We start from the raw sequence: 13,055 nt of genomic DNA, 5'->3' as shown, positions 1-13,055 counted from the left end.
GGGTTCGATCACGCCGCACACGCACTTCACGGCAGAGGTGTACGTGCTGAGCAAGGACGAAGGCGGCCGTCACACGCCGTTCTTCAACAACTACCGTCCGCAGTTCTACTTCCGTACGACGGACGTGACGGGCTCGATCGAGCTGCCGAAGGACAAGGAAATGGTGATGCCGGGCGACAACGTGTCGATCACGGTCAAGCTGATCGCGCCGATCGCGATGGAAGAAGGTCTGCGCTTCGCCATCCGCGAAGGTGGCCGTACCGTCGGCGCCGGTGTCGTTGCCAAGATCATCGAGTAAGCCAGCTAGTCCTCGTTGATCGGTTGTTTCGGGGTTGGCAATGTTGCCGACCCCAATGGTTTAGGGGTATAGCTCAACTGGCAGAGCGTCGGTCTCCAAAACCGAAGGTTGGGGGTTCGATTCCCTCTGCCCCTGCCAACTCTCGCGTCGCATGCGATGCTCGTTAAGGTGTTATGGCGAATCCTTCCGTCGAAACTGTTAATACTTCCAGCGACAAGCTGATGCTTGTCGCTGGCGTATTGTTGGTCTTGGCCGGGTTCGTGGGGTTCTTCTGGCTGAATGGCCAAGAGTGGTACGTCCGCGGAGCTGCTCTGGCCGTCGGGCTGATCGCAGGCGTCGCAGTCGGTCTTCTCTCAGCGCCCGGCAAGGGTTTTATCGCATTCGCCAAAGATTCGTACAAGGAAGTTCGCAAGGTTGTCTGGCCGACGCGCAAAGAAGCCAGCCAAACGACCTTGGTAGTTTTCGGCTTTGTACTGATCATGGCGGTGTTCCTCTGGATTTGTGACAAATCCATCGAGTGGGCGATTTTCTCGGCGATTCTGGGTTGGAAATGATATGAGTGATATTCCGGCATCCCCGAGTGGAAAACGCTGGTACGTGGTGCACGCCTACTCCGGTATGGAGAAGAGCGTGCAACGTGCGCTTCAAGAGCGCATTGAGCGTGCTGGCATGCAGGACAAGTTTGGCCAGATTCTCGTTCCGACTGAAGAAGTCGTCGAGGTGAAGGGTGGTCACAAATCGGTGACAGAGCGTCGTTTCTTTCCGGGCTACGTGCTCGTCGAGATGGAAATGACAGACGAAACCTGGCACCTCGTGAAAAACACGGCGAAGGTGACGGGTTTCGTGGGCGGTGCGCGCAATCGTCCGAGCCCGATTTCTCCGCGGGAAGTCGAGAAGATCATGTCGCAGATGCAGGAAGGCGTGGAAAAGCCGCGCCCGAAGACCCTGTTCGAAGTCGGCGAGATGGTTCGCGTGAAGGATGGTCCTTTTACGGACTTCAACGGCAGCGTCGAGGAAGTGAACTACGAAAAGTCGCGCGTCCGTGTATCTGTGACGATTTTCGGCCGCGCTACACCGGTCGAGCTGGAATTCGGCCAGGTCGAAAAGCTGTAGATAAGTTTTTTGCGGATCGCGCCAGACGGCGCGATTCGTCTTTCGCGCTTACGGTCCGCGTAACGGCCGTTGAGGAGCGTCGGTAGTCAGAAGCAGGACGAAGGCGCGCTACTACTCACCGAACGCAATCGCGTTCTAAAGAGGTTTATCAACATGGCAAAGAAAATTGTCGGCTTTATCAAGCTGCAGATTCCTGCAGGTAAAGCCAATCCGTCGCCGCCGGTTGGTCCGGCACTGGGTCAGCGCGGCTTGAACATCATGGAGTTCTGCAAGGCGTTCAACGCGCAGACTCAAGCGATGGAGCCGGGTCTGCCGATCCCGGTCGTTATTACCGCATTCGCAGACAAGAGCTTCACATTTGTCCTGAAGACGCCGCCGGCTACGGTTCTGATCAAGAAGGCAGCGAAAATCGACAAGGGTTCGAGCAAGCCGCACACCGATAAGGTCGGCAAGATCACGCGCGCTCAAGCCGAAGAAATCGCCAAGACCAAGATGCCGGACCTCACGGCAGCTGATCTGGACGCAGCGGTCCGTACGATCGCTGGTAGCGCCCGCTCGATGGGCATCACCGTGGAGGGCGTGTAAATGGCTAAGCTTTCGAAGCGTCTGCAAGCATTTGCAAACAAGGTCGATCGTCAGAAGCTGTACGCGATCGATGAAGCCCTGTCGCTCGTGAAGGAATGCGCAAGCGCGAAGTTCGACGAGTCGATCGACGTCGCAGTGCAGCTGGGTATCGATGCGAAGAAGTCGGATCAGGTGGTTCGTGGTTCGGTCGTTCTGCCGGCAGGTACCGGTAAGTCGGTTCGCGTTGCAGTGTTCGCGCAAGGCGAAAAGGCCGAACAGGCTCGTGCAGCTGGTGCAGATATTGTCGGCATGGAAGATCTGGCTGAGCAGGTCAAGGCCGGTAACCTGAACTTCGACGTCGTGATCGCTTCGCCGGATACGATGCGTGTCGTCGGTACGCTGGGTCAGATTCTCGGCCCGCGCGGCCTGATGCCGAACCCGAAGGTCGGTACGGTTACGCCGGACGTCGCGACGGCAGTGAAGAACGCGAAGGCGGGTCAGGTTCAGTTCCGCGTTGACAAGGCCGGTATCATCCATGCAACGATCGGCCGTGCATCGTTCGAGCCGACGGCTCTGCGTTCGAACCTGAGCGCACTGGTCGAAGCGCTGCAAAAGGCGAAGCCGGCTACGAGCAAAGGCGTGTACCTGCGGAAGATTGCACTGTCGAGCACCATGGGTGTTGGCGTACGTGTTGACCAGGCTACGCTGGCAGCACAGTAAAGTTTTAATCGCCTCGTCCGAAAGGTCGGGGCGGATTTAAGGGCTTTGGGCGGTCGCGAGATTGCAGTCTGAATCGAGCGGCCGGTTGTCAAAGACCGTTGGTGGAAGTGCAGTAGTCGGGCATTTCCTTAATTCAAGCCAACGCAGATGGCGAACCCGAAAAAGTTTTGAAGTGATGATGCCGTTTGATTCCCGCAGCCATGCGGACTTCGGATGGTTGAAATACTCCTGACTGGTCGGACGCCGTTGTTGAACGCGATGCACGAAGCATATGCCCAGTGCATCGAATCTGGAGGTTAACCGTGCCACTGAACAAAGAAGGTAAGCAGGCCGTAGTGGCTGAGGTTTCGGCGCAAGTCGCGAAAGCTCAGACCATGGTTCTGGCCGAGTATCGTGGGATCACGGTTGGCGATCTGACCAAGCTGCGCGCGAAAGCGCGTGAGCAACAGGTGTATCTGCGCGTGTTGAAAAACACGCTGGCGCGTCGCGCTGTCGAAGATACCCCGTTTGCTCCGCTGGCTGAGCAGATGACCGGTCCTCTGATCTACGGCATCTCGGAAGATGCAATTGCTGCTGCTAAGGTCGTCAACGACTTCGGCAAGAGCAATGACAAGTTGATCATCAAGGCTGGTTCGTACGAAGGCAAGGTGATGGACAAGGCAGGCGTGCAAGCGCTGGCCAACATCCCGAGCCGCGAAGAACTGCTCTCCAAGCTGTTGTTCGTCATGCAAGCGCCTGTTTCTGGCTTTGCGCGCGCTATGGCCGCGCTGGCAGAAAAGAAGCAAGGCGAGGCTGCGTAAGCAGTGCATCGACGCACTTCGGTCGGGCGTAATTGATCGCTGGCTGTATCCGAATTCAATTTAGGAGTATTTCAAATGGCAATCGCAAAAGAAGACATCCTCGAAGCCGTAGGCGCGATGTCGGTTCTGGAACTGAACGAGCTGGTTAAGGCGTTCGAAGAGAAGTTTGGCGTGTCGGCTGCCGCTGTTGCAGTTGCTGGTCCCGCAGGCGCAGGCGGCGGCGCTGCTGCTGCTGAAGAGCAAACCGAATTCACGGTTGTTCTGACCGAAACAGGCGGCAACAAGGTTGCAGTGATTAAGGCTGTTCGCGAACTGACGGGCCTGGGCCTGAAGGAAGCGAAGGACCTGGTCGACGGCGCACCGAAGCCCGTGAAGGAAGCGGTGCCCAAGGCTGCTGCTGAAGAAGCCAAGAAGAAGCTGGAAGACGCAGGCGCGAAGGCTGAAATCAAGTAATTTTCAGCACGCTGTGCGAAGGCTGGCGGTTTTCCCACCGCCGGCCTTTTTGTGCTTTGTGGGAACGACGTTTTTGCATGCTTGCATCGGCAAAAATGTCCACCCAGAAGCCAAAGAGAATCGTCGTTCGGCAAGATCGACTGGCGCTTCTCTTTGTCTTCTGAAGCGACTGCAGAAGGCAAGTTTGGTCGGGTAGCGGGCAACACAGGCATCCGCTGCCGTCAGCCAGCGGTTGGTAGCGGCCAACCACCAAGCTTCTAGGCTCGTTCAAGCCATCGGACGGCCAACGGGTCTCAGTCGGTGAACACTCGGGTTGTCACATCAAGGTATCCCGCCTCGACAACAATGCCCGCCGTGATTCGGAGATCGTATGCAATATTCCTTCACCGAGAAGAAGCGCATTCGCAAGAGTTTCGCGAAGCGCCCCATCGTTCACCAAGTACCTTTCCTGCTGGCTACCCAGCTTGAATCATTCAGCACGTTTCTGCAAGCAGAAGTGCCAACGGCGCAGCGCAAACCGGAAGGTCTGCAGGCTGCGTTCACCTCGGTTTTCCCAATTGTTTCGCATAACGGCTTCGCTCGTCTAGAGTTCGTCAGCTACATGCTGTCTTCGCCGGCATTCAACATCAAGGAATGTCAGCAGCGCGGTCTGACTTACTGCTCGGCGCTGCGTGCCAAGGTGCGTCTGGTTTTGCTCGACAAGGAATCGCCGAGCAAGCCCGTCGTCAAGGAAGTGAAAGAGCAGGAAGTGTACATGGGCGAAATTCCGCTCATGACGCCGACCGGCTCGTTCGTCATCAACGGCACGGAACGTGTGATCGTGTCGCAGCTGCACCGTTCGCCTGGCGTGTTCTTCGAACACGACAAGGGCAAGACGCACAGCTCCGGCAAGCTGCTGTTCTCGGCACGTATCATTCCTTACCGCGGCTCGTGGCTCGACTTCGAATTCGATCCGAAGGACGTGCTGTACTTCCGCGTCGACCGTCGCCGCAAGATGCCCGTTACGATCCTGCTGAAGGCAATCGGCCTGACGCCGGAACAGATCCTCGCGAACTTCTTCGTGTTCGACAACTTCACGCTGATGCCGGAAGGCGCGCAGATGGAGTTCGTGCCGGAGCGTCTGCGTGGCGAAGTCGCGCGCTTCGACATTACGGATCGCGACGGTAACGTCATCGTCCAGAAGGACAAGCGCATCAACGCGAAGCACATTCGCGATCTCGATAATGCGAAGACCAAGTTCATTTCGGTTCCCGAAGACTATCTGCTCGGCCGCGTGCTGGCGAAGAACGTCGTCGACGGCGAAACGGGCGAAGTGATCGCGAACGCGAACGACGAGGTCACGGAAGGCGTGCTCGACAAGCTGCGCGAAGCGAAGATCAAGGACATCCAGACGCTCTATACGAACGATCTGGACCAGGGCCCGTACATCTCGTCGACGCTGCGTATCGACGAAACGGCCGACAAGATGGCCGCGCGTATCGCGATCTACCGCATGATGCGTCCGGGCGAGCCGCCGACGGAAGAAGCCGTCGAGGCGCTGTTCAACCGTCTGTTCTACAGCGAAGAAGCGTACGACCTGTCGAAGGTGGGTCGTATGAAGTTCAATCGCCGCGTCGGCCGTGATGAAATCGTCGGCCCGATGACGCTGCAGGACGACGACATCCTCGCGACCATCAAGATCCTCGTCGAGCTGCGCAACGGCAAGGGCGAAGTGGACGACATCGACCACCTCGGCAACCGTCGTGTGCGTTGCGTCGGCGAACTGGCGGAGAACCAGTTCCGCGCCGGTCTCGTGCGTGTCGAACGCGCTGTGAAGGAACGCCTCGGCCAAGCCGAAAGCGAAAACCTGATGCCGCACGACCTGATCAACTCGAAGCCGATTTCGTCGGCGATTCGCGAGTTCTTCGGTTCGTCGCAGCTGTCACAGTTCATGGACCAGACCAACCCGCTGTCGGAGATCACCCACAAGCGCCGCGTGTCGGCTCTTGGCCCGGGCGGTCTGACGCGCGAGCGCGCTGGCTTCGAAGTCCGCGACGTGCACCCGACCCACTACGGCCGCGTGTGCCCGATTGAAACGCCGGAAGGCCCGAACATCGGTCTGATCAACTCGCTGGCTCTGTACGCGCACCTGAACGAATACGGCTTCCTCGAAACGCCGTATCGCAAGGTCACGGACGGCAAGGTCACGGATCAGATCGACTATCTGTCGGCAATCGAAGAAGGCCGTTATGTGATCGCTCAGGCGAACGCGGCAGTGGCCGAAGATGGCACGCTGACCGACGAACTCGTCTCGTCGCGTGAAGCGGGCGAAACGCTGATGGTCACGCCGGACCGCATCCAGTACATGGACGTGGCGCCGTCGCAGATCGTGTCGGTGGCGGCATCGCTGATTCCGTTCCTCGAGCACGACGACGCGAACCGCGCACTGATGGGCTCGAACATGCAGCGTCAGGCTGTGCCGTGTCTGCGTCCGGAGAAGCCGGTCGTCGGTACGGGCATCGAGCGTACGGTGGCCGTCGACTCGGGCACGACCGTGCAGGCGCTGCGCGGCGGTGTGGTCGATTACGTCGACGCGGGCCGTATCGTGATTCGTGTGAACGACGACGAAGCGGTTGCGGGTGACGTTGGTGTCGACATCTACAACCTGATCAAGTACACGCGTTCGAATCAGAACACGAACATCAACCAGCGTCCGATCGTAAAGGTCGGCGACAAGGTTGCGCGCGGCGACGTGCTGGCTGACGGCGCTTCGACTGACCTCGGTGAACTGGCGCTCGGCCAGAACATGCTGGTCGCGTTCATGCCGTGGAACGGCTACAACTTCGAAGACTCGATCCTGATCTCGGAGAAGGTCGTTGCGGACGATCGCTACACGTCGATCCACATCGAAGAACTGAACGTCGTGGCTCGCGACACGAAGCTCGGACCGGAAGAAATCACGCGCGATATTTCGAACCTCGCTGAAGTGCAGCTCGGCCGTCTCGACGAGTCGGGCATCGTGTACATCGGCGCGGAAGTCGAAGCAGGCGACGTGCTGGTCGGCAAGGTCACGCCGAAGGGCGAAACCCAGCTGACGCCGGAAGAAAAGCTGCTGCGCGCGATCTTCGGCGAGAAGGCATCGGACGTGAAGGACACGTCGCTGCGTGTGCCGTCGGGCATGAGCGGCACCGTGATCGACGTGCAGGTGTTCACGCGTGAAGGCATTCAGCGCGACAAGCGCGCGCAACAGATCATCGACGATGAACTGAAGCGCTATCGTCTCGACCTGAACGACCAGCTGCGTATCGTGGAAGGCGACGCGTTCCAGCGTCTCGCACGTATGCTCGTCGGCAAGGTCGCGAACGGCGGTCCGAAGAAGCTCGCGAAGGGCACGAAGATCGAACAGGCCTACCTGGAAGATCTCGATCACTACCACTGGTTCGACATCCGCCTCGCGGACGAAGAAGCAGCGGCTCAGCTCGAAGCGATCAAGGACTCGATCGAACAGAAGCGTCACCAGTTCGATCTTGCGTTCGAAGAGAAGCGCAAGAAGCTCACGCAAGGCGACGAACTGCCGCCGGGCGTGCTGAAGATGGTCAAGGTCTACCTCGCCGTGAAGCGTCGCCTGCAGCCTGGCGACAAGATGGCAGGCCGTCACGGTAACAAGGGTGTCGTGTCGAAGATCGTGCCGATCGAAGACATGCCGTACATGGCCGATGGCCGCCCCGCGGACGTCGTGCTGAACCCGCTCGGCGTTCCGTCACGGATGAACGTGGGTCAGGTTCTCGAAGTGCATCTGGGTTGGGCCGCGAAGGGTCTGGGCTGGCGTATCGGCGAAATGCTGCAGCGTCAGGCGAAGATCGAAGAAGTGCGCACGTTCCTGACCAAGATCTACAACGAGTCGGGTCGCGCGGAAGAGCTCGAAAGCTTCTCCGACGACGAGATCCTCGAACTGGCGAAGAACCTGCGCGAAGGCGTGCCGTTCGCGACGCCGGTGTTCGACGGTGCGACGGAAGACGAAATGTCCAGCATGCTGGACCTGGCCTTCCCGGACGACATCGCGCAGAACCTCGGCATGACGAAGTCGAAGAATCAGGTGCGTCTGTACGACGGCCGCACGGGTGAAGCCTTCGAACGTACGGTGACGGTCGGCTACATGCACTACCTGAAGCTGCACCACTTGGTCGATGACAAGATGCACGCGCGTTCGACGGGCCCGTACTCGCTGGTCACGCAGCAGCCGCTGGGTGGTAAGGCGCAGTTCGGTGGTCAGCGCTTCGGTGAGATGGAAGTGTGGGCGCTCGAGGCCTATGGCGCATCGTATGTGCTGCAGGAAATGTTGACGGTCAAGTCGGACGACGTGACAGGCCGGACCAAGGTTTACGAGAACCTGGTCAAGGGCGATCACGTGATCGACGCGGGCATGCCGGAATCCTTCAACGTGCTGGTGAAGGAAATCCGCTCGCTTGGTATCGACATCGACCTCGATCGCAACTAATCGGACTACGGAGAGAAAGCAATGAAAGCTCTGCTCGATCTATTCAAGCAAGTCCAACAGGAAGAAGTTTTTGACGCGATCAAGATCGGTCTGGCCTCGCCCGACAAGATCCGCTCGTGGTCCTTCGGCGAAGTGAAGAAGCCGGAAACCATCAACTACCGCACGTTTAAGCCGGAGCGGGATGGTCTGTTCTGCGCGAAGATTTTTGGTCCGATCAAGGACTACGAATGCCTTTGCGGCAAGTACAAGCGCCTGAAGCACCGTGGCGTGATCTGCGAGAAATGCGGCGTCGAGGTGACGCTCGCGAAGGTGCGTCGCGAACGCATGGGCCACATCGAACTGGCCTCGCCTGTCGCGCACATCTGGTTCCTGAAGTCGCTGCCGTCGCGTCTGGGCATGGTGCTCGACATGACGCTGCGCGACATCGAGCGCGTGCTGTACTTCGAAGCGTATGTGGTGATCGATCCGGGCATGACGCCGCTGAAGGCGCGTCAGATCATGACGGAAGAGGATTACTACAACAAGGTCGAAGAGTACGGCGACGAATTCCGCGCTGAAATGGGCGCGGAAGGCGTGCGCGAACTGCTACGCGCGATCAACATCGACGAGCAGGTCGAAACGCTGCGCTCGGAACTGAAGAACACGGGTTCCGAAGCGAAGATCAAGAAGTACGCGAAGCGCCTGAAGGTGCTCGAGGCCTTCCAGCGCTCAGGCATCAAGCCCGAGTGGATGATTCTCGAAGTGCTGCCCGTGCTGCCGCCGGAACTGCGTCCGCTGGTTCCGCTGGACGGCGGCCGTTTCGCGACGTCCGACCTGAACGACCTGTATCGCCGCGTGATCAACCGTAACAACCGGTTGAAGCGTCTGCTCGAACTGAAGGCGCCTGAAATCATCGTCCGCAACGAAAAACGGATGCTGCAGGAAGCCGTCGATTCGCTGCTCGACAACGGCCGTCGCGGCAAGGCGATGACGGGCGCGAACAAGCGTCCGCTGAAGTCGCTCGCCGACATGATCAAGGGTAAGGGCGGCCGCTTCCGTCAGAACCTGCTGGGCAAGCGCGTCGACTACTCGGGCCGTTCGGTCATCGTGGTCGGCCCGACGCTGAAGCTGCACCAGTGCGGTCTGCCGAAGCTGATGGCGCTCGAGCTCTTCAAGCCGTTCATCTTCAACAAGCTGGAAGTGATGGGCGTCGCGACGACCATCAAGGCAGCGAAGAAGGAAGTCGAGAACCAGACGCCCGTGGTGTGGGACATCCTCGAAGAGGTGATCCGCGAGCATCCGGTGATGCTGAACCGTGCGCCGACGCTGCACCGTCTCGGCATTCAGGCTTTCGAGCCGGTGCTGATCGAAGGCAAGGCAATCCAGCTGCACCCGCTCGTTTGCGCGGCGTTCAACGCCGACTTCGACGGTGACCAGATGGCTGTTCACGTTCCGCTATCGCTCGAAGCGCAGATGGAAGCGCGCACGCTGATGCTGGCGTCGAATAACGTGCTGTTCCCGGCCAACGGCGATCCGTCGATCGTGCCGTCGCAGGACATCGTGCTCGGCCTGTATTACGCGACGCGTGAAGCGATCAACGGCAAGGGCGAAGGCATGTCGTTCACGGGCGTGTCGGAAGTGCTGCGCGCCTATGAGAACAAGGAAGTCGAGCTGGCCTCGCGCGTCAACGTGCGGATCACCGAAATGGTCCACAACGAAGACAAGTCGGAAGGCGCGCCGGCATTCGTGCCGAAGATCTCGCTGTACGCGACGACCGTCGGCCGCGCGATCCTGTCGGAAATCCTGCCGCCGGGCCTGCCGTTCTCGGTGCTGAACAAGCCGCTGAAGAAGAAGGAAATTTCGCGTCTGATCAACACGGCGTTCCGCCGCTGCGGTCTGCGCGAAACGGTGATCTTCGCCGACCAGCTGATGCAGTCGGGTTTCCGCCTCGCAACGCGCGCCGGCATTTCGATCTGCGTCGACGACATGCTTGTGCCGCCGCAGAAGGAACAGATCGTCGGCGACGCCGCGAAGAAGGTGAAGGAATACGACCGTCAGTACATGTCGGGCCTCGTCACCGCGCAGGAACGCTATAACAACGTGGTCGACATCTGGTCGGCGACGTCGGAAGCGGTCGGCAAGGCGATGATGGAGCAGCTGTCGACGGAACCCGTCGTGGACCGCGACGGCAACGAAACGCGTCAGGAGTCGTTCAACTCCATCTACATGATGGCCGACTCGGGTGCGCGTGGTTCGGCAGTGCAGATTCGTCAGCTGGCCGGTATGCGCGGCTTGATGGCGAAGCCGGACGGCTCGATCATCGAGACGCCGATTACGGCGAACTTCCGCGAAGGCTTGAACGTGTTGCAGTACTTCATCTCGACCCACGGCGCACGTAAGGGTCTGGCTGATACGGCACTGAAGACGGCAAACTCGGGTTACCTGACGCGTCGTCTGGTGGACGTCACGCAGGATCTCGTCGTGGTCGAAGACGATTGCGGCACGTCGAACGGCGTGGCGATGAAGGCGCTGGTCGAAGGCGGTGAAGTCGTCGAAGCGCTGCGCGACCGTATTCTCGGCCGCGTCGCCGTGGCTGACGTCGTCAATCCGGAAACGCAAGAGACGCTGTACGAATCGGGCACGCTGCTCGACGAAACGGCTGTCGAAGACATCGAGCGTCTGGGTATCGACGAAGTGCGCGTGCGCACGCCGCTCACCTGCGAAACGCGTTACGGTCTGTGCGCGTCGTGCTATGGCCGCGACCTGGGCCGTGGCTCGCTCGTGAACGTCGGCGAAGCGGTGGGCGTTATCGCCGCCCAGTCGATCGGTGAGCCGGGCACGCAGCTGACGATGCGTACGTTCCACATCGGTGGTGCGGCATCGCGTGCGGCAGTGGCGTCGTCGGTCGAAGCGAAGTCGAACGGTACCGTGCGTTTCACGTCGACGATGCGTTACGTCACGAATGCGAAGGGCGAGCAGATCGTCATCTCGCGTTCGGGCGAAGCGATGATCACCGACGATCACGGCCGTGAGCGCGAGCGTCACAAGGTGCCGTACGGCGCGACGCTGCTGCAGCTCGATGGTGCGCAGATCAAGGCCGGCACGCAGTTGGCTACGTGGGATCCGCTGACGCGTCCGATCATCACCGAGTGGGGCGGTACGGTGAAGTTCGAAAACGTCGAGGAAGGCGTGACGGTCGCGAAGCAGATCGACGACGTGACGGGCCTCTCGACGCTGGTCGTGATCGACGTGAAGCGTCGCGGTTCGCAAGCTTCGAAGAGCGTGCGTCCGCAGGTGAAGCTGCTCGACGCGAACGGTGACGAAGTGAAGATTCCGAACTCGGAGCACTCGGTTCAGATCGGTTTCCAGGTCGGCGCTCTGATTACCGTGAAGGACGGTCAGCAGGTTCAGGTGGGTGAAGTGCTTGCACGTATCCCGACTGAAGCGCAGAAGACGCGTGACATTACGGGTGGTCTGCCGCGTGTGGCGGAACTGTTCGAAGCGCGTTCGCCGAAGGATGCGGGTATCCTGGCGGAAGTCACGGGTACGACGTCGTTCGGTAAGGACACGAAGGGCAAGCAGCGTCTCGTTATCACGGACCTCGAAGGCAATCAGCACGAGTTCCTGATCGCGAAGGAAAAGCAGGTTCTGGTGCACGATGGTCAGGTCGTCAACAAGGGCGAAATGATCGTCGACGGGCCGGCGGATCCGCACGACATCCTGCGTCTGCAGGGTATCGAAGCGCTGTCGCGCTACATCGTGGACGAAGTGCAGGACGTGTACCGTCTGCAGGGCGTGAAGATCAACGACAAGCACATTGAAGTGATCGTGCGTCAGATGCTGCGTCGTGTGCAGATCGCCGATAACGGCGATACGCGCTTCATCCCGGGCGAGCAGGTCGAGCGTTCGGACATGCTGGACGAAAACGACCGCATGATCGCGGAAGACAAGCGTCCGGCAACGTACGAGAACATCCTGCTGGGTATTACGAAGGCGTCGCTGTCGACCGACTCGTTCATCTCCGCGGCATCGTTCCAGGAAACGACCCGCGTGCTGACGGAAGCGGCCATCATGGGCAAGCGCGACGATCTGCGTGGCCTGAAGGAAAACGTGATCGTCGGCCGTCTGATTCCTGCCGGTACGGGTCTCGCGTTCCACAAGGCACGCAAGACGAAGGAACTGGCGGATCGCGAGCGTTTCGACCAGATCGCTGCCGAAGAGGCCTTCGAGTTCGGTACGCCGGAAAACCCGGCCGCCGAGCAAACGCCGCACACCAACGAGTAAGCTGGCCGGCGGCGCAAGCCGCCATGTCCGGCGAAGTTGGCAAAACCGCCCGGTTTCGACCGGGCGGTTTTTTTTTCGTGTGCGCCCAGCATGGGCGCACTCCTGCGGGTGGAAGTCCCGCCATAAGCTGATCACGGCAAATGAAGTGAAGCGCAACTGCATGAGGGTGACCGAGTGTGGGGAGGAAGCGTGGAGCGTAAATCGCGAGCCGATGGACAAGAACCGTATAGAAGGCGCTGCCGAGCAGGGCGAGCGGGCACGTAACCGCGAAGCTCCCGTGATCAAGGCGAAGTGGCGTAGATGCGGCGGTTGTGCGATGAAGGAGTGCGTTCTTACCTGGGGAGATCTCGCCTTGTGCCTGAAAGGG

General features: G+C 59.7%; 9 protein-coding genes and 1 tRNA gene. All 10 read left to right on the top strand.

Annotated features, from left to right (window positions below):
• Positions 1-298, top strand: a 298-nt coding sequence (locus GCT13_RS44755; RefSeq protein WP_456093730.1) for an EF-Tu C-terminal domain-related protein, incomplete at its 5' end; no start/stop codon positions are given.
• A 62-nt stretch (positions 299-360) separates the two neighbouring features.
• Positions 361-436 (top strand) — tRNA-Trp (locus GCT13_RS44750).
• Positions 437-471: 35 nt separating this feature from the next.
• On the top strand, positions 472-852 hold the full coding sequence (gene secE / locus GCT13_RS44745; RefSeq protein ID WP_012402206.1) for a preprotein translocase subunit SecE: 381 nt from the start codon (positions 472-474) through the stop codon (positions 850-852).
• Position 853: 1 nt separating this feature from the next.
• A complete protein-coding gene (gene nusG / locus GCT13_RS44740; protein WP_007578364.1) occupies positions 854-1,411 on the top strand; it encodes a transcription termination/antitermination protein NusG in 558 nt (185 codons plus the stop codon).
• Positions 1,412-1,564: 153 nt separating this feature from the next.
• Positions 1,565-1,996 (top strand): 50S ribosomal protein L11, encoded by a 432-nt coding sequence (gene rplK, locus GCT13_RS44735; RefSeq protein ID WP_090873965.1) that lies wholly within the window; start codon positions 1,565-1,567, stop codon positions 1,994-1,996.
• On the top strand, positions 1,997-2,695 hold the full coding sequence (gene rplA, locus GCT13_RS44730; protein WP_090873966.1) for a 50S ribosomal protein L1: 699 nt from the start codon (positions 1,997-1,999) through the stop codon (positions 2,693-2,695).
• Positions 2,696-2,997: 302 nt separating this feature from the next.
• Positions 2,998-3,495: a 50S ribosomal protein L10 gene (gene rplJ / locus GCT13_RS44725; protein ID WP_321575034.1), complete on the top strand. Its 498-nt coding sequence runs from the start codon at positions 2,998-3,000 to the stop codon at positions 3,493-3,495.
• 75 nt (positions 3,496-3,570) lie between these two features.
• Complete coding sequence (gene rplL / locus GCT13_RS44720) at positions 3,571-3,948, top strand: 50S ribosomal protein L7/L12 (protein ID WP_152768111.1); 378 nt, start codon at positions 3,571-3,573, stop codon at positions 3,946-3,948.
• Positions 3,949-4,318: 370 nt separating this feature from the next.
• Complete coding sequence (rpoB, locus tag GCT13_RS44715; RefSeq protein ID WP_152768110.1) at positions 4,319-8,425, top strand: DNA-directed RNA polymerase subunit beta; 4,107 nt, start codon at positions 4,319-4,321, stop codon at positions 8,423-8,425.
• A 21-nt stretch (positions 8,426-8,446) separates the two neighbouring features.
• Positions 8,447-12,688, top strand: a complete 4,242-nt coding sequence (gene rpoC / locus GCT13_RS44710; protein ID WP_152768109.1) for a DNA-directed RNA polymerase subunit beta' — start codon at positions 8,447-8,449, stop codon at positions 12,686-12,688.
• Positions 12,689-13,055: the final 367 nt, after the last annotated feature.

Source organism: Paraburkholderia franconis (assembly GCF_009362735.1).
GTDB lineage: Bacteria > Pseudomonadota > Gammaproteobacteria > Burkholderiales > Burkholderiaceae > Paraburkholderia > Paraburkholderia franconis.
The sequence above is the reverse complement of the archived record's forward strand: the minus strand, read 5'-3'. Positions and strand labels throughout refer to the sequence as shown.